General features: G+C 70.6%; 14 protein-coding genes. 11 read left to right on the top strand and 3 right to left on the bottom strand.

What is annotated here, in order from left to right:
* Window positions 1-2 precede the first annotated feature (2 nt).
* Complete coding sequence (gene metX / locus ACQ3HE_RS14115; RefSeq protein ID WP_137243323.1) at window positions 3-1,208, bottom strand: homoserine O-acetyltransferase MetX; 1,206 nt, start codon at window positions 1,206-1,208, stop codon at window positions 3-5.
* A 284-nt stretch (window positions 1,209-1,492) separates the two neighbouring features.
* Window positions 1,493-2,818 carry a bifunctional o-acetylhomoserine/o-acetylserine sulfhydrylase gene (locus ACQ3HE_RS14110; protein WP_079707226.1) on the bottom strand — a complete coding sequence of 442 codons (1,326 nt, stop codon included), beginning with the start codon at window positions 2,816-2,818 and terminating at the stop codon, window positions 1,493-1,495.
* A gap of 204 nt (window positions 2,819-3,022) precedes the next feature.
* Here ACQ3HE_RS14110 and ACQ3HE_RS14105 point away from each other — a divergent pair, with 204 nt between their 5' ends.
* The gene (locus ACQ3HE_RS14105) at window positions 3,023-3,799 is read left to right on the top strand and encodes an SDR family NAD(P)-dependent oxidoreductase (protein ID WP_430893199.1); all 777 of its coding nucleotides are present in this window, start codon (window positions 3,023-3,025) and stop codon (window positions 3,797-3,799) included.
* A gap of 33 nt (window positions 3,800-3,832) precedes the next feature.
* Here ACQ3HE_RS14105 and ACQ3HE_RS14100 read toward each other — a convergent pair whose 3' ends face one another.
* Window positions 3,833-5,359, bottom strand: a complete 1,527-nt coding sequence (locus tag ACQ3HE_RS14100) for an MFS transporter (RefSeq protein ID WP_430893198.1) — start codon at window positions 5,357-5,359, stop codon at window positions 3,833-3,835.
* A 45-nt stretch (window positions 5,360-5,404) separates the two neighbouring features.
* Here ACQ3HE_RS14100 and ACQ3HE_RS14095 point away from each other — a divergent pair, with 45 nt between their 5' ends.
* The 10 genes from ACQ3HE_RS14095 to ACQ3HE_RS14050 all read left to right on the top strand — a co-directional run bounded on the left by ACQ3HE_RS14095 (window position 5,405) and on the right by ACQ3HE_RS14050 (window position 16,655).
* Window positions 5,405-5,902 (top strand): phosphoribosyltransferase, encoded by a 498-nt coding sequence (locus ACQ3HE_RS14095; protein ID WP_071262460.1) that lies wholly within the window; start codon window positions 5,405-5,407, stop codon window positions 5,900-5,902.
* A 40-nt stretch (window positions 5,903-5,942) separates the two neighbouring features.
* A complete protein-coding gene (locus ACQ3HE_RS14090) occupies window positions 5,943-6,680 on the top strand; it encodes a Type 1 glutamine amidotransferase-like domain-containing protein (RefSeq protein WP_064295268.1) in 738 nt (245 codons plus the stop codon).
* Between the two features lie 3 nt (window positions 6,681-6,683).
* Window positions 6,684-7,403 (top strand): uracil-DNA glycosylase, encoded by a 720-nt coding sequence (locus ACQ3HE_RS14085; RefSeq protein WP_159879257.1) that lies wholly within the window; start codon window positions 6,684-6,686, stop codon window positions 7,401-7,403.
* 65 nt (window positions 7,404-7,468) lie between these two features.
* On the top strand, window positions 7,469-8,050 hold the full coding sequence (locus tag ACQ3HE_RS14080; RefSeq protein ID WP_079707223.1) for a GNAT family N-acetyltransferase: 582 nt from the start codon (window positions 7,469-7,471) through the stop codon (window positions 8,048-8,050).
* A 109-nt stretch (window positions 8,051-8,159) separates the two neighbouring features.
* Window positions 8,160-9,590 carry an amidase gene (locus ACQ3HE_RS14075; protein WP_137243320.1) on the top strand — a complete coding sequence of 477 codons (1,431 nt, stop codon included), beginning with the start codon at window positions 8,160-8,162 and terminating at the stop codon, window positions 9,588-9,590.
* Between the two features lie 114 nt (window positions 9,591-9,704).
* A complete protein-coding gene (locus ACQ3HE_RS14070) occupies window positions 9,705-11,195 on the top strand; it encodes an NtaA/DmoA family FMN-dependent monooxygenase (protein WP_430893305.1) in 1,491 nt (496 codons plus the stop codon).
* A gap of 90 nt (window positions 11,196-11,285) precedes the next feature.
* Window positions 11,286-12,908: an ABC transporter substrate-binding protein gene (locus ACQ3HE_RS14065; protein ID WP_430893197.1), complete on the top strand. Its 1,623-nt coding sequence runs from the start codon at window positions 11,286-11,288 to the stop codon at window positions 12,906-12,908.
* Window positions 12,909-12,979: 71 nt separating this feature from the next.
* Window positions 12,980-14,071, top strand: coding sequence for an ABC transporter permease (locus ACQ3HE_RS14060; RefSeq protein WP_430893196.1), 1,092 nt, complete (start codon window positions 12,980-12,982; stop codon window positions 14,069-14,071).
* A complete protein-coding gene (locus tag ACQ3HE_RS14055; RefSeq protein WP_430893195.1) occupies window positions 14,068-14,940 on the top strand; it encodes an ABC transporter permease in 873 nt (290 codons plus the stop codon). Before ACQ3HE_RS14060 ends, ACQ3HE_RS14055 begins: the two co-directional genes overlap by 4 nt.
* Window positions 14,937-16,655 (top strand): dipeptide ABC transporter ATP-binding protein, encoded by a 1,719-nt coding sequence (locus ACQ3HE_RS14050; RefSeq protein WP_430893194.1) that lies wholly within the window; start codon window positions 14,937-14,939, stop codon window positions 16,653-16,655. Before ACQ3HE_RS14055 ends, ACQ3HE_RS14050 begins: the two co-directional genes overlap by 4 nt.
* Window positions 16,656-16,676 lie beyond the last annotated feature (21 nt).

The following is a 16,676-nucleotide window of genomic DNA, read 5'->3' as shown; positions in this document are numbered from 1 at the left end:
TGTCAGACGGCGAGGAGCCGGCTGAGATGCGGGGCGACCAACGCGTTCTCGATGAGGAAGCCGTCGTGTCCGAAGTCGGACCGGAGGACCGACGGTCGTGTGCCGTCGAGGTTGCCGGGGAGGTGGAGCGCGATCTCCTCCTGCCCACTGACCGGGAAGAGCCGGTCGCTGTCGATCCCGAGCACGAGCGATGGACCGGTGTAGGCCCGCAGCGCCGCGCCGACGCCGCCGCGATCGCGTCCGACGTCGTGCGAGTTCATCGCCTCGACGAGGGTCACGTAGCTCCCGGCGTCGAAGCGTCGCGTGAACTTGTTGCCGTGGAAGTCGAGGTAGGACTCGACGGCGAAGCGTCCGCCGTGCCCGAGCGGGCTCACGCTCGACTGCCAGCTGCGCTCGAACCGGGCGTTCAGCTCACCCGGGCTGCGGTAGTTGAGCAGGGCCATCCGGCGGGCGAGCGCGAGGCCTCGGTGCGGGCCCTCGCCGTCCGGGGCGTCGTAGTAGTCGCCGCCCTGGAAGTGCGGGTCCGTGCGGACCGCTTCGAGTTGCACGAAGTTCAGCGAGATCTGGTCGGCCGTCGTGACCGGGGGCGCGGCGATCACGGCCAGTCGGTCGACGAGCTCGGGGTGGGTGGCGGCCCACTCGAGGGCGTGCATGCCGCCCATCGAGCCACCGATCACCGCGGCCCAGCGGTCGAGTCCGAGGTGTCCGAGCAGTCGGTGCTGGGCCTCGACCTGGTCGCGGATCGAGGTGTACGGGAACCGCGAACCCCACTCGACGCCGTCGGGCGCGAAGGAGGAGGGGCCGGTGCTGCCCTGGCAGCCGCCGATCATGTTCGGCGCGACGACGAACCAGCGGTCCGTGTCGACGGCGAGTCCCGGACCGACGATGCCGGCCCACCACCCGGCGGTCGCATGCCCGTTGCCGGCGCCTCCGAGGACGTGGCTGTCTCCGGTGAGCGCGTGGAGGATGAGGACAGCGTTGCCGCCGTCGTCGTCGAGCGTGCCCCAGGTCTCGTAGGCGAGTCTGGCGTGCGGGATGCTCCCGCCGTGCTCGAAGTCGAGGCGGCCGAGCGGGGCGAAGAGCCGGTCGCCCGGCCGGTCGCCGTCGCGCCAGGCGCCGCTCGAGGGCGGGTTCGCGAGCAGGGCGCCGACCTCGGCTTCGGTCACGAAGCGGGAGGGCACGCTGTCTTCCGGGGTCTGCCAGTCCATAGGTCTCCATTGTGGCGTGCCCTGGGGCGTCGACCGGCCGTGTTACGTCACCCGATCGGTCGAGGTCGGCGCGGTGCGCTGGCGCGAGTGCACTCCCGTCGGCTCCGGCGCACCGGAACGGGCTCGAGTGACGGGGAACGGGCCCGAGCGACGCGGAACCGGCCCGAGTGCGCAACCAACGACGCGAGCGCGGGTCTCTGGAGACCCGCGCTCGCGGTTGTGGGGTGCGCTCGCGTCAGCGCACCGCGCTGGCGCAACCCAGGAGGGGACGCCTCGGGACGGACTCAGACCCGGGCGGCCTCGACGACCTGCTTCGCGGCGGTCAGACCGGCCTGGAGGTCGGCCGTGATGTCGTCGATGTTCTCGAGTCCCACCGAGAGCCGTACGAGTCCAGGCGTGACGCCGGCCGTGAGCTGTTGCTCCGGCGTGAGCTGCGAGTGCGTCGTCGACGCCGGGTGGATGACGAGCGAACGGACGTCGCCGATGTTCGCGAGGTGCGAGAACAACTGCAGCGAGTTCACGAAGGCGCGGCCGGCGTCGACCCCGCCCTTCAGCTCGAAGGACAGAACTGCTCCGACACCCTTCGGGGCGTACTGGTTGGCCGCCGCGTACCAGGGGCTCGACGGCAGACCCGAGTAGTTGACGCTCGCGATGTCTGGGTGGGCGTCGAGCCACTCGGCGACCTGCTGGGCGTTCTGCACGTGGCGCTCGATGCGGAGGCTGAGCGTCTCGATGCCCTGGATGAGCTGCCAGGCGCTCGCCGGGGCGATGGCCGCACCCAGGTCGCGCAGGAGCTGCACGCGCGCCTTGATGATGTAGGCGAGCGAGTCGCCCACGGCGTCGGTGTAGACCGCGCCGTGGTACGAGGGGTCCGGCGTCGTGAGGCCCGGGAACTTGTCCGCGTGCCCGGTCCAGGAGAAGGTGCCGCCGTCGACGATGACACCGCCGATGACCGTGCCGTGACCGCCGAGGAACTTCGTCGCCGAGTGCACGATGATGTCCGCTCCGTGCTCGAAGGGACGGATGAGGTACGGCGTGGCGATCGTGTTGTCGACGATCAGCGGGACGCCGGCCTCGTGCGCGACGTCGGCGACGAGGCGGATGTCGAGGATGTTGATCTTCGGGTTGCCGATCGTCTCCGCGAAGAACAGCTTCGTGTTCGGGCGCACCGCACGCCGCCACTCCTCGGCGTCGTCCTGGTTCTCCACGAAGGTGGTCTCGATGCCGAGCTTCGCGAGCGTGTACTTGAAGAGGTTGTACGTGCCGCCGTAGATCGACGAGGACGACACGATGTGGTCGCCCGCCTGCGCGATGTTGAGGACCGCCGAGGCCTCTGCCGCCTGCCCGGAGGCGAGGAGGAGGGCGCCGCTGCCACCCTCGAGCGCGGTCAGGCGCTCCTCGACGACGGCCTGCGTCGGGTTCTGGATGCGCGTGTAGATGTTGCCGAACTCCGCGAGGGCGAAGAGGTTCTTGGCGTGGTCGGCGTTGTCGAACACGTAGCTCGTCGTCTGGTAGATCGGCGTGGCCCGAGCCTTCGTGACCGGGTCGGGCGCAGCTCCGGAGTGGATCTGCTTCGTCTCGAACTTCCAGTCGTTCGTGGCATCGCTCATGGTGGATGGTCCCCTCTGCTCGGGTGGTCGGTGCTGCTCGGGTGATGGGTGCCGCCGGTGTGGCCGCTCGGTCCGACAGCGATGTCGCCGGGCGTGGCTCCGGGTGGTGCTCCGTCGTGACCCCGAGGCTACCGGCCCCACCTGCACGCGCCAACCACGCGGAAACACGGCGTAACGCCTCGGACCGGTGGCTACCCTGGAGGCATGACGACGAGACGTGTGGTGGTGACCGGTGCGAGTTCAGGGATCGGGGAGGCGACCGCGAGGCGATTTGCCGCCGACGGCTGGGACGTCGTGGCGGTGGCCCGCCGAGCAGAGCGGCTCGAGGCGCTCGTCGCGGACATCGGCGGTACGGCGGTCGTCGCGGATCTGACCGTGCAGGCGGACGTCGACGCGCTCGCCGCCCGGGTGGAGGTACTCGGTGGCGCCCAGGCGCTCGTCAACAACGCGGGCGGTGCCTTCGGCCTCGCGTCCGTCGAGGACGGCGACGCCGAGGACTGGCGCCGCATGTTCGACATCAACGTCCTCGGCACGAAGCGCGTGGTCCAGGCGCTCCTGCCGATCCTCCGCCGGAGCATCCGGGAGGGTGGTGCCGCCACCATCGTCGGTGTCACCTCGATCGCGGGCCACGTCGCATACGTGGGTGGCGGCGGGTACAACGCGGCGAAGTTCGCCGAGCGGGCGCTCTTCGAGGTGCTCCGGCTCGAGCTCAACGGCGAACCGATCCGGGTGATCGAGGTGGCGCCGGGCATGGTCCACACGGAGGAGTTCTCGCTCGTGCGCTTCGGTGGCGACCAGGACCGCGCCGACGCCGTCTACGAGGACGTGCCGGATCCGCTCTCGGCCGACGACGTCGCCGAGGCGATCGTCCACGCGACCTCCCTGCCGCCCCACGTCAACCTCGACCTCATCACGATCAAGCCGGTCGCCCAGGCCGCCCCGTACCGCCTGGCGAAGGGGCCGTTGCGTGTCGCGGAGTAGACCCTTCGACAGGCTCAGGGACCGGGCGGGAGGTCAGTGCTCGGCAGCGGGATCGATGCGTGGCCCGGGTTCCGCGTCGACCGGGGCCGCGTCCGCAAAGGCGAGTTTCGGGACGAAGCAGAGCAGGACGGCGGCGACGAGCGCACCCGCCCCGCAGATCGCCCAGACCGTGAGGTAGCCGGACAGGCTCGACGCCCCGGCTGTGACGGCCTGCGCGGCGCCGGCGAACAGCACCACGCCGAAGACGGCCGAGGCGAAGGAGCCACCGATCGTCTTCGTCGAGTTGGTCAGTGCCGACGCGACGCCCGTCTGCCCGCGAGGTGCCGCGGCCGCGGCCGCGGCCGGCATGGCTCCGACGAGGGCACCGGAGCCGAGCCCCGCGATCGCCATGTTCAGGAAGACCTGCCACGTCTCGAGGTGGAACGGGAGGAACAGCAGGTACCCGACCGCGACGAGTGAGGCGGCGATGATGAGCGCGATCCGAGGCGTCGCCCAGCGCGACACGAGTGGGAACAGGAGCGCACCGACGATCATCGAGATCAGGTAGGCGCCGATGAGCGTGGAGATGTCGCCGGCGTCGAGCCCGAGTCCGTATCCGTTCTCCCGGGGTGTCCCCGCATAGGTGCTGAGCGGGGCCTGGGCGCCGAGCAGGCTGATCCCGATGAGCCCTGCGGTCAGTTGCACCGGCCACATGTTGGGTTGCCGGAGCACCCGGAGGTCGATCGCCGGGTCGGGCTGCCGCAGTTCATGTCGCCCGAACGGCAGGAACGCGAGCACGCCGATCGCGATGAGCCCCCACACCCACCACGTCTGCGGACCGTTGAGTCGCAGGAAGGTGAGCCCAGAGGTGATGAGCAGGAGCGCGAGGCTGAGGAGTACGAAGCCCGCGAGGTCCAAAGTCCTGCCCGGCAGGGGTTCGGACTCGGGGACGCCGAACAGGATGGCGAAGAAGACGAGGGTCACCGCGACTGCCGGCAGCATCATCGTGAGTGGGATGTCGCCGCCGAGGGCGGTGAGGATGCGTCCGCTCGACAGCGCACCGATGATGGCGCCGGCCTCGAGCGCCACGACGAGCAGGCCGGCGGCCCGGCGGGTCTGCGAGGCCCCGGTGCCGGAGCGACGGCCCCGCTCGAAGATGAGTGCGATCTCGAGTGGCAGCCACACGACGTAGAAGCCCTGCAGCGCCCAGGCCGCGAGGAACGACCAGAAGTCCCCGGCGAGGACGAGCCACCAGCTGGCGCCGGCCGTCAACACGGTGGAGACGAGGAGGACCCGCTTGTGCCCGAACATGTCGCCGAGCTTCGCGAGGATGGGGACGACGAGCGCCGACAACAGCAGTTGCGCGGCCTCGAACCAGTTGAAGTCCGCGTCGTGGATGCCCAGGTGCTCGACGAGGTCCGGGATGAGCGGGACGTAGTAGCCCTGCAGGACGCCGCTCGTGATCTCGACGAGGAACAACCAGCCGATGAGTCCTGCGGTGATGCCGGCTGCCGACCCACGGATCGACGTCCGCCATCCGGTCGCCGAGGCTCCGCCGGTCGTCGTGCTGTCTCGCGCCATGTGGGGATGGTACAGGCGGCCCGGCCGGCAGGATAGCGTTGGAGGATGTCGACCGAGAACCCCAGCGCAGCGTCCCCGGAGCGAGAGGTCCTCGACTGGCCCACGTTCGGTGACGCGGCCCGCGAACTGTCCAGTGCGATCGTCGCGAGCGGGTTCCGGCCCGACTCCGTCGTCGCGATCGCGCGCGGTGGGCTCCTGCTCGCCGGTGCCATCGCCTACGCCCTCGACGTGAAGGCGTGCGGCGCGCTGAACGTCGAGTTCTACACCGGGGTCGACGCGCGTCTCCCCGAGCCCGTCGTGCTCCCGCCGCTGCTCGACGTGGCCGGGTTGCCGGGGAGCCGGGTGCTGCTCGTCGACGACGTGTCCGACTCGGGTCGCACGCTCGCGATGGTGCTGGAACTCATGCAGGCGAGCGGTGCGGAGGTCCGCACGGTGACGCTGTACGAGAAGCCGCAGACGGTGCTCCGCCCCGACTACGTGTGGAAGCGTGTCGACCGCTGGATCTCCTTCCCCTGGTCGACGCTGCCGACGATCACGGCCTGATCGTCCCCGCCTGATCCGGGGTGCCGGGTAGGGTCTCAGGGTGAGTGTTTTCCTCCTCGGCGGTCCGGCCGCCCCAGAGACCGAGTCGACCGTCTACGCAGCGTTCATCGCCGAGGCGGCCGCGCTCGCGGTCGTCGCCGGTCGGTTGGCCCCGCGCATCGCGATCGTCGTCGTGCACGACGGTGACGGGCTCGAGCAGTCCGCCGCCCTGGAACGTGCCGTCGCACGCTCCGGTGAGATCGAGGCGATCCGCGTGGTCGTCCGCGAGGGCGGCGTGGTCGCGCAGGCTCAGCTGGCCGAGGTCGACGGGATCGTCGTCGGCGGCGGACTGCCCTCGGCCTACGCGGAGGCGGTCGCACCGGTCGCCACCGACATCCGACGCCTCGTCGCGTCCGGTCTGCCCTACCTCGGCATCTCGGCCGGCGCGATGATCGCCGCCGAGCACGCGATCATCGGCGGATGGCGTGTCGGCGAGGTCCCCGTGAGCCCCGAGGCGGCGTCCGAGGAACTCGACGAGGTCACGATCGGCGACGGTCTCGGGCTCGTCGACATCGCGGTCGAGGCGCATGCCGCACAGTGGGGCACCCTCGGGCGGCTCGTCGCCGCGACGGAGGCCGGGGTCGTCGACGGCGGGGTCGCGATCGACGAGAACACGGCGCTCGTCGTCGGGCAGGGGGCGCTCTCCGTCCTCGGTGGCGGCAGTGTCTGGCAGGTCTTCACCGCCGAGCACGGGGTCGTCGTCCGCACGATCGGTGCCGAGCAGCCGCAGCAGCAGTAGTCCATGACGAACGGGATCCTCGGCGGCACCCCGGCACAGCTCGCCGCGGCGGGGTCGATGGACGAGGGGTGGGCCGGCGCGCTCGCACCCGTCGCGGACGACCTCGCGACGATCGACCACTGGCTCGCGGCGCAGACAGCGGCCGGTGCCCGATGGTTGCCGGCACCCGAGCTCGTCCTGCGGGCCTTCCGTACGCCGTTCAGCGCGGTCCGGGTCCTCATCGTCGGGCAGGACCCGTACCCGACGCCGGGTCATCCGATCGGCCTGTCGTTCGCCGCGGACCGGGAGGTTCGCCCGGTGCCGCGCAGCCTCGCGAACATCCATCGGGAACTCCGCGAGGACCTCGGTGTCCCGACGCCGGAACACGGCGATCTCAGTTCGTGGACCGGACAGGGCGTGCTGCTCCTCAACCGCGTCCTCACGGTCGAGGCGGGTTCCGCCGGGTCGCACCGCCGACACGGCTGGGAGGCGGTCACGGAACAGGCGATCCGCGCGCTCACCGCACGCCCCGCACCGCTCGTGTCGATCCTCTGGGGCAAGGACGCCGAACGACTGGCACCGCTGCTCGAATCATCGGGCGACCCCGACCGCCACGTCATCGTCTCGGCGCACCCGAGTCCGCTCTCCGCCTCGCGGGGCTTCTTCGGCTCGAAGCCGTTCAGCCGCACGAACGACTTCCTCGTCTCCCGCGGCGTGGACCCGATCGACTGGTCGCTCGACTGACGACCGGGTCGTGGCGTCGGCCGCAAGGGCTGTCCGCCGACCCACCCCCTCGTTAGGCTTGGGGGATGCTGGAAGAGGAGTACGAGCCGAGGCGCCGGCTGCCGCCGCACCTGCGCAAGCCGCCGACCCCCGAGACGCCGTTCGCCTTCACGATGCGCGACGCCACTGCGGCCGACCTGCCCGACATCCGGGCGATCTACAACCACTACGTCGCCAATAGCATGGTCACCTTCGACGAGGACGCGATGACCCTCGCCGAGTGGCGCTCCAAGTTCGCCTACCTGCAGCGGCTCCAGCTCCCGTTCATCGTCGCCGTCAACCCGACCGGACAGATCCTCGGGTACGCGCTGTGCGCGCCGTGGAAGCAGAAGCGCGCCTACCGATTCACCGTGGAGAGCTCGATCTACCTCGGAGCGGCGGCGACCGGCAAGGGCCTCGGCACCGATCTGCTCGGTGAGCTCATCGAGCGCTCGAAGGCCGCCGGGCTCAAGGAGATGCTGGCCGTCATCGCCGACAAGGGCGCCGAGTCGTCGATCGCCCTCCACGAGAAGTTCGGGTTCACCGAGGTGGGCCGCATGGGCCGTGTCGGCTTCAAGTTCGGCCGCTGGATCGGCACGGTCCTCCTCCAGAAGTCCTTGAAGCGCTGAACCGGTCGACACCCTTCGACAGGCTCAGGGACCGGAACGGACAGGGACCAGAGACCGGAACGGCCGGGGAACGGGGACCACAGGAGAGCGCCGCCTCTAGGCTGGTCGCATGGCGGAACTCCACGAGCTGACGGCGCTCGAGCAGTGGCAGGCGTTGCAGCGGGACGAAGTCTCACCGACGGAGCTCGCCCGGCACTACCTCGACCGCATCGAGCGCCTCGACGACGCGATCGGCGCCTTCACCTCGGTCGCCGCCGGATCGCTCGCCGAACGCGTGGAGGCGGTCGAGGCACTTCCTCGGACCGCACCGCTCTGGGGGCTCCCGATCGGCGACAAGGACCTCGTGTCCCGTGCCGGTCAGCCCGTCCGCTTCGGGTCACGGCTCACCGCGGAGGTCGTGGCGACGACCGACGACGAGCTGGTCGGCGTCCTCGACCGGGCCGGAGCGGTGAGCCTCGGGAAGACCGCGACCCCGGAGTTCGGGCTCTACGGCTACACGGAGCCGCTCGACGGGGTGCCGACGCGGAACCCGTGGGCCCTCGACCGCGGAGCGGCGGGGTCGAGTGGCGGGGCCGCAGCCGCCGTCGCCGCGCGGCTCCTCCCGTTCGCCCCCGGCTCCGACGGTGGCGGCTCCGTCCGCATCCCGGCGGCCGCCTGCGGGCTCGTCGGCCTGAAGCCCACGCGGGGGCTCGTCCCCGCGGGCTCCGGTGTCGACCGCCTCGCCGGCCTCGTCGTCCCCGGGCCGATCGCCCGGACCGTCGCCGACGCGGCGCTCCTGCTCGACGCGATGATCGAGCGCGTGCACGGACGCATCGACCATCACTTCACGCTGCGAGCACCCGACGCCGACGACGGACCCCTGCTCGGGCACGCCGTGCGCGGCGAGGGCCGGTTCCAGTTGGCGGTCCTCGACGGCTCACCCTGGGACAGCGCCTTCGAGCTGGCGGTGGACCCGGAGGCCCGCGCCGCCGTCGACGTCGCCACCCGGGCGTTCACCGCGATGGGGCACGGCCTGGAGGAGCTCACCCTTCGCGACGCCGAACGGTACCCGACCGACTTCACGACGATCTGGCAGGCCTCAGCGGCCGGTGTCCCGGCGTCCTCGGAGGCGGAGCTGGCGCTCCTCGAACCCATCACGAGGTCCCTCGTCGAGCGCGGTCGGGCGCTGCCGGCGACCCGGCTCATGGAGACGCTCGCCAGTCTCCACCGGTTCGAACGCAGCGTCCTCGCGCAGTTCGCGCCGTTCGACGCGATCATCACGCCGGCGCTCGCCCAGACACCACGGCCGATCGGCTGGTACGACCAGGACTCGCCCGAGCTGAACTTCGAGCAGCAGGTGCGCTACGCGCCGCACACCTCCTTCGTGAACGCGACCGGCCTGCCGGCCATCACGCTCCCGGTGCACGAGACGTCCGAGGGGCTGCCGATGGGCGTCCAGCTGATCGGGCGTCCCGGAGGCGAGGCCACCCTGCTCGCCCTCGGTGCGCAACTGGAGCGGCGACTGCGTTGGCAGGACCGCGTCCCGTCCGTCGCCCGCTGACCGATCGTCGCCCTCGCGTCGCCCGGTGGCGTATGACGGGATGTGACACCGCGGCCGGACCTCGTCCCTCCCGCTGCGCCTAGGGTGCTGAGGCGGCCCGGTCCGGACGGACCGATCGCCGCTCCACCGGAGGAGTCGATCATCAGCGAACAGTCCAGCCCAACGCGGTCCAGCCCCAAGCAGCTCATCCTCAACCTGTTCGAGATGAACTGCGTGAGCCACATCACCCACGGCCTCTGGCGCCTGCCGGACAACCGACGCGACCAGTACACCGACATCCGGTACTGGACGACACTTGCCCGGACAGCGGAGGCGGGCGGGTTCGACGCGATCTTCATCGCGGACGTGGTCGGCGCCTACGACGTCTTCCGCGGCGGCCCGGCCGACGCCCTGCGTGAGGGCCTGCAGATCCCCAACAACGACCCGCTGCTCGTCGTCCCCGCGATGGCCGCCGTGACCGAGCACCTCGGCTTCGGCATCACCTTCTCGACGAGCTACGAGCCGCCGTTCGCCTTCGCGCGTCGCATGAGCACCCTCGACCACCTGACGAACGGCCGCGTCGCGTGGAACATCGTCACCTCCTACCTGCCGAACGCCGCACGGAACTTCGGCCTCGCCGAGGAGATCCCGCACGACGAACGGTTCGCGATCGCCGAGGAGTACCTGGACGTCCTCTACAAGCTCTGGGAGGGCTCCTGGGACGACGACGCCGTCATCCGTGACCGGGAGGCCGGCGTCTACTCCGACCCCGACAAGGTGCGGTATATCGATCACGTCGGGCGCTATTTCCAGGTCGCCGGACCGCACCTGTCCGAGCCGAGCGCCCAACGGACACCGCTGCTCTACACCGCGACCGCCTCACCGGCCGGCATCGCGTTCGCCGGACGGCACGCCGAAGCCGTGTTCACGGGCGTGCGGGGTCCAGGTGGTGCAGGCCCCCTCCTGGAGCGGTTCCGTGCGGCAGCGGCCGACAACGGACGCGACGGGGCCGCGCTGAAGATCGTCGTCCAGGCGGCCGTCATCGTCGCGCGGACGCAGGAGGAGGCCGAGGCCAAGGCCGCGCAGTACCGCGAGCATGCGAGTATCGTCGGCCGGTTCGTGCACGCCGGGCTGCCGTTCGATCCGCTGGCGCACCCGGAGGACCGGACCGTCGCCGAGGCGCTCGCCGCAGAGGGGGTCCCGGCTGACGCCCTGCCGCCGCAGGTGACGGCCGGCACCGTCGGCGAGTTCATCGTGCGGGTCGGCAGCGACCTCGAACGGGACTTCTTCGCTGTCGGCCCCCCCGAGGTCGTCGCCGACGAGATCGAGCGATGGTTGGACGAGGTCGGTATCGACGGGATCAACCTGCGGCAGTACCACAGCCTCGACACGCTCACCGATTTCGTCGAACTCGTCGTGCCGGAGCTGCGTCGCCGAGGGCGGCTGCGCGACGCGTATCGACCGGGGGAGACGCTCCGCGAGCGCCTGACGGGCGGGGCGGCCCGGCTCCCCGACGACCACCCGGCCGCACGATATCGCGGAGGACGGAACCTCGGCGACCAGCACGAGAGGGCGCTCGACGGTCACACGGCGTCATCGAGGGAACCCGCGGGAAACCTGTCGTAACAGAGCGGCGGGGTGGCCCGGTGTGCCGACCAGGATGGGCAACCACACCGGCACAGCACCGGACCACCCCGACCCACAGGAGTACCCGTCATGACCCGAACCACCAGACGGCGAGCACGACTCGCCGCCGCAGCCCTCGTCGCCGTGAGCATCGCGCTGACCGGCTGCTCGGCGGCGTCGGCCTCGTCAGACGCGGACGGTGGCAGCCTCACCTACCTCGACGCGGAGATCCCCACCTCGGCGCAGGTGCAGGAGGCGGGCACGTGGCAGACCCGTGCGCTCCAGCAGAACATCACCGACCGCCTGCTCTACCGGAACGCGGAGACGGGCGAACTCGAACCGTGGATCGCCGACTCCTGGACCGTCAGCCCCGACGGTCTCACGTACACCTTCGTGATCCGTGACGGCGTCACCTACAGCGACGGCACCGCCGTCGACGCCTCGAGCGTCGCGAAGAACCTGAACTGGCAGTCGACCGGCGACGAGGCGAAGGGGACGACCCCGAACGCGCAGTTCCCGCCCGGTCTCATCGCGACGCCGGACGACGCGACCAGCACCGTCACCGTCGTCCTCGCCGCGCCGTACGCGCCCTTCCTCAACGTGCTCACCGGGTGGGGATCCGGGCTCGTCGCCGACGCCACGATCGACGCGAGCAAGGAGGAGCAGTCGAAGTTCGTGAACCTCATCGGCTCCGGTCCCTTCGTCGTCGCCTCCGAGACCTACGGCAAGGAGATCGTGCTCGACCGTCGTGAGGGCTACGCCTGGGCCCCGCCGTCCTCTCCGAACCAGGGCGAGGCGCATCTCGCCTCGGTCACGGTCATCCCCGTGCAGGAGGACAGCGTCCGGCTCGGCACCCTGAAGTCGGGCGAGGCCGACGTCATCCGCTACGTCCAGCCGAGCGAGGAGCAAGGGCTCGTCGACGCCGGCTACGACATCGTGTCCAAGACGGGTGTCGGTCTCAGCAACCAGTGGTTCCTCCGCAGCCAGGCGCCGTTCCTCGACGACGTCGACGTCCGCAAGGCGCTGCTGCACGCGATCGACCGTGAGCAGATCATCGAGACGCAGTACACCGACAGCTGGACGCCCGCGACGTCGGTCCTGTCGCCGGGCACCTTCGGCTACGTCGACGAATCGGCGAAGTTCGCCTACGACCCGGATGCGGCGAACCGCCTCCTCGACGGCGCCGGCTGGACCGATCGCGACGCGGACGGCTACCGCACGAAGGACGGCGAGCGGCTCACGGTGAAGACCTACATCGACGTCTACGACAACACGGCGAAGAGCCTCTTCCAGCAGATCCAGAACCAGTTCAAGGACGTCGGGATCGAGCTGTCGCTCAACGAGCTCGACTACTCCACCTACTGGGCGACCGCGTTCGCGGACCCGGAGGTCGGGGCGCTTCGGGTCGGTTGGCCGCACCCTGACCCCTCGAAGGGCCTCAGCGAGTACTACAGCAAGGACGGCTCGGACCTCCTCGGTCTCGCCGGCTCCGACACGACCCTGCAGTCGCTGCTCGACTCGCAGAACGCCGCGACCGACGACGACACCCGTGCGGCGATCCTCGGACAGATCCAGGACCACCTGATCGACCAGGCCTACGTCGTCCCGATCCTCAACGACAGCCAGGTGTTCGTCACCCAGCAGCGAGTGAAGGGCTTCTCCCTCTCCGACGGCGCCCTGCCGGAGTTCTACAACACCTCGATCGAGGACTGAGCGAGCGGGAGGGCCGTCGATCGGACGGCCCTCCCGTGTCCGGTCCCGTCCCTTCCGAGAGGAGGCCCCACATGTCCAACCAGCATCCGAACGCCAGCGCGGCGGACACGCGACGCCGGCAGTACCGCGACTACGTGATCAGGCGCGTCGCCCAGGCGCTCCTCGTCATCGCGCTCGTCTACACGCTCGTCTTCTTCACCCTCTTCGTCCTGCCCGGCGACCCCATCGAGAACAAGCTGACGAGCCCGCTCAACCCACTGCCCCCGTCCGCCGGCGAAGCACTGCGGGCGTACTACCACTTCGACCTGTCGCCGCTCGAGCAGTTCACGCTGACGGTCGGGCGGCTCCTCCACGGGGACCTCGGCTACTCGCTCGTGAGCGGTCGTGCCGTGTCGGACCTCGTCGCGCAGGGCTTCTCGGACACGATCGTGCTCGCGGGCGTGGCGTTCGTCATGACGATCGTGCTGTCGCTCGCGATCGCGCTCACCGCCGTGTACGCCCCCGTCAGGGCGATCAGGAGCATCGCGGCATCGGCGCCCATCGCCTCCATCTCCGCGCCGAGCTTCCTCATCGGCTTCGTGCTCCTCGCGATCTTCTCCTTCCAGCTCGGCTGGGTGTCGTCGGTGCGCGATCAGGGCTTCGTGTCCTACGTGCTCCCGGCGCTGACCCTGGCGCTCGCCGTCAACGGTCCGTTGACGCAGGTGTTGATCCAGGGACTCCGGAAGGCTGCGGACGAACCCTTCGTCACCGTGCTCCGCGCGAAGGGGACGAGCGAGGTCCGGATCGCCCTCGGCCACGTCCTGAAGAACGGTGCGATCCCGTCGATCACGATGCTCGCCCTCGTCGTCGGAGAGTTGCTGGCCGGTGCCGTCGTCGTGGAGGCCGTGTTCACCCGCACCGGCCTCGGATTCATCACCTTCGAGAGCGTGCGCGATCAGGACACCCCGGTGATCCTGGCCGTCGTCATCCTCATCTCCTCCATCTACGTCGGCATCAACCTCGTGACCGACCTCGTCTACCCCGTCCTCGACCCGCGCATCGTCCGGCCCGGGCATGGGAGGTCACGACGCTCCCGCCTCGCCAGGGCCGCTGTCGCGACAGCGGCGGCGACGGGGACGGCGGTACCCGGCGGTATCCCGACGAAAGCGAGCGTGGACGCATGAGCCTCCGACTCCAAGCGGACCGCGACGTCACCGCGGCCGACGACGGACCGGACGCGTTCCGTCGACTCCTCGGCCGCCTCGGGCTCGCGGACGTCCTGGCGATCATCGTCGTCGGTCTCGTCCTCGTGTCCGTGATCGCACCCGGCCTCCTCACACCGTACGACCCGCTCGAGCCCGACGACGCCAACGCGCTCGCCGCACCGTCGGTCGCGCACTGGTTCGGAACCGACTCCCTCGGTCGCGACCTGCTGTCGCGGGTGATCCACGGCACCGGTCGGACCCTGCTCGGCTCGGCGGTCGCCGTCCTCATCGGACTCGGCGCCGGCACGGTCCTCGGGCTCGTCACCGCGTCGTTCGGCGGTCTCGTCGACGCCGTCATCAGCCGGATCGTCGACGTGCTGCTCTCGATCCCCGGGCTGCTCCTCGCGATGGTCGTCGTCGTGGCGCTCGGCTTCGGCACCCTGAACGCGGCCGTCGCCGTGGGGATCTCCTCGATCGCGGCGTTCACCAGGATCATGCGCTCCGAGGTGCTGACGGTGAAGGACCTGCCGTTCGTCGAGGCGAGTCACCATCTCGGCGGTTCGCGGGCGTACGTCCTCGCGAAGCACGTCTTCCCGAACTCGTACTCCGCGGTGCTGTCGCTCACGGCCCTCCAGTTCGGCCTCGCGATCATCTGGATCTCCTCGCTCAGCTTCCTCGGGTACGGAGCTCCGCCGCCCGACCCGGAGTGGGGCCTGCTCGTCTCCGAGGGTCGTCAGTACGTCGTGTCCTCGCCGTGGCTCGTCGTCGTCCCGGGCCTCGTGATCGCCGTCACCGTGCTCGCCATCAGCCGTCTCAGCCAACTCACCCGCGAGAGGACCACCGCATGAACCAGGCAGCCCTGCAGCACAGCGCACTCCATGTCGTCGACGCGGCTCCGGTGCCGTTGCTCGTCGACGGACTCGCCGTCGGGTACCGGACACGTGGCTCGAGGGGGCCGACCGACACGGTGCGCGACGTGTCGTTCCAGGTCGGCCGCGGCGAGACGGTGTCGCTCGTGGGCCAGTCCGGTTCGGGGAAGAGCACGATCGCCCGGGCGGTCGCGGGACTCCTCCCGGGCAACGGCTCGGTCACCGCCGGTCGGGTCGCGGTCGCCGGACACGAGGTCGCCGACTTCTCCCGGAAGCAGTGGCGCCCCCTGCGCGGCTCGACGCTGGGTTTCATCCCGCAGGATCCGCTCAGTTCACTCGACCCGCTGCAGCGGATCGGCGTGCAGATCGCCCAGGCGGTCCAGGTGGCGGGCGACACCCCGCGCTCGGAGGTCCCCGCGCGCGTGATCGAGTTGCTCGAGCACGTGGGCATCCGTCAGGCCTCGGCCCGCGTGCGGTCCTACCCGCACGAGCTCTCCGGCGGGCAGTTGCAGCGGGTGCTCATCGCGATCGCCATCGCGGCGAGGCCCAAGCTGCTCATCGCCGACGAGCCGACGTCCGCGCTCGACGTGACCGTCCAGCGGCGCATCCTCGACCTCCTCGACGGCCTCCGGCAGGAGCTCGCGCTCGGGATCCTCTTCATCACCCACGACCTGGCGCTGGCGCAGGAGCGCAGCGACGCGATCGTGGTCCTGCAGGAGGGGAACGTCCGCGAGTCCGGTCCGGCCGAGGAGGTGTTGCTCGCACCGCAGCACCCCTACACGGTGGGGCTGCTCTCGGACTCGCCCGCGTCGTCGCCGCTGCGCTACCGGGAACGCATCCGCGTTGCGGCCGAGCAGGTGCAGGCGGAGCAGCGCGGCGAGACGAACGCGGCGCCCGCGGTGGTCGAGGTGTCGCACGTGTCCAAACGGTTCGGACGCGATCCGCAGGCGCCGCCCGCACTCGACGGCGCGTCGCTCGTCCTCCGTCCGCGTTCGATCCACGCGCTCGTCGGCGAGTCCGGGTCGGGCAAATCGACGCTCGCGCGCATCGTCGCCGGGCTCACCTCCTTCGACGACGGCTCGGTGCGGGTCGCCGGCCGGGAACTCCCGCAGGACAACGCCGTCGCCAACCCCTTTGCGCGCGACCTCCAGCTGGTCTACCAGAACCCGCTCTCGGCGGTCGATCCGCGGTACACCGTCGGACAGATCATCGAGGAGCCCCTGCGGATCCACGGGGTGCGGAGCGCCGCCGAACGCCGGCGCCGCGTCGCGACCATCCTCGACCAGGTCGCCCTCCCCACGAGTGCGCTGGGGCGTCGTGCACGGGAGGTGTCGGGCGGTCAGCGCCAGCGGGTCGCACTCGCGAGGACGCTCGTCCTCGCGCCGTCGGTGCTCGTCCTCGACGAGCCCACCTCGGCGCTCGACGTCTCGGTGCAGGCGCAGATCGTCGAACTGCTCCTCGACCTCCGGGACGAGCACGCGCTCAGCTACCTGTTCATCTCGCACGACCTCGGTCTCGTCCGGCAGATCGCTGACGAGGTGACGGTGCTGTCGACCGGGCGCGTCGTTGAGTCGGGCCCGGCCTCGGCCGTCCTCGGGCATCCGCAGCACGCGTACACTCGGGAGCTGCTCGACGCGGTGCCGCGGTTCGACGTCGAGCGGCTCGATCCGAGCCGGTTCGAGACCGTCGGATGAGCGCACCGCCCACGGAGCCAC

The sequence above is a fragment of the Plantibacter auratus genome (assembly GCF_050587365.1).
GTDB lineage: Bacteria > Actinomycetota > Actinomycetes > Actinomycetales > Microbacteriaceae > Plantibacter > Plantibacter auratus.
Note: the sequence above shows the minus strand (reverse complement) of the source record. Positions and strands in the feature narration are given on the sequence as shown.

Coding starts and splice junctions, on each gene's coding strand:
- ACQ3HE_RS14105 (WP_430893199.1), top strand. CDS start 3,023: ATGACGACGAGACGTGTGGTGGTGACCGGTGCGAGTTCAGGGATCGGG.
- ACQ3HE_RS14100 (WP_430893198.1), bottom strand. CDS start 5,359: ATGGCGCGAGACAGCACGACGACCGGCGGAGCCTCGGCGACCGGATGG.
- ACQ3HE_RS14065 (WP_430893197.1), top strand. CDS start 11,286: ATGACCCGAACCACCAGACGGCGAGCACGACTCGCCGCCGCAGCCCTC.
- ACQ3HE_RS14095 (WP_071262460.1), top strand. CDS start 5,405: ATGTCGACCGAGAACCCCAGCGCAGCGTCCCCGGAGCGAGAGGTCCTC.
- ACQ3HE_RS14060 (WP_430893196.1), top strand. CDS start 12,980: ATGTCCAACCAGCATCCGAACGCCAGCGCGGCGGACACGCGACGCCGG.
- ACQ3HE_RS14110 (WP_079707226.1), bottom strand. CDS start 2,818: ATGAGCGATGCCACGAACGACTGGAAGTTCGAGACGAAGCAGATCCAC.
- ACQ3HE_RS14055 (WP_430893195.1), top strand. CDS start 14,068: ATGAGCCTCCGACTCCAAGCGGACCGCGACGTCACCGCGGCCGACGAC.
- ACQ3HE_RS14075 (WP_137243320.1), top strand. CDS start 8,160: ATGGCGGAACTCCACGAGCTGACGGCGCTCGAGCAGTGGCAGGCGTTG.
- ACQ3HE_RS14050 (WP_430893194.1), top strand. CDS start 14,937: ATGAACCAGGCAGCCCTGCAGCACAGCGCACTCCATGTCGTCGACGCG.
- metX (WP_137243323.1), bottom strand. CDS start 1,208: ATGGACTGGCAGACCCCGGAAGACAGCGTGCCCTCCCGCTTCGTGACC.
- ACQ3HE_RS14085 (WP_159879257.1), top strand. CDS start 6,684: ATGACGAACGGGATCCTCGGCGGCACCCCGGCACAGCTCGCCGCGGCG.
- ACQ3HE_RS14080 (WP_079707223.1), top strand. CDS start 7,469: ATGCTGGAAGAGGAGTACGAGCCGAGGCGCCGGCTGCCGCCGCACCTG.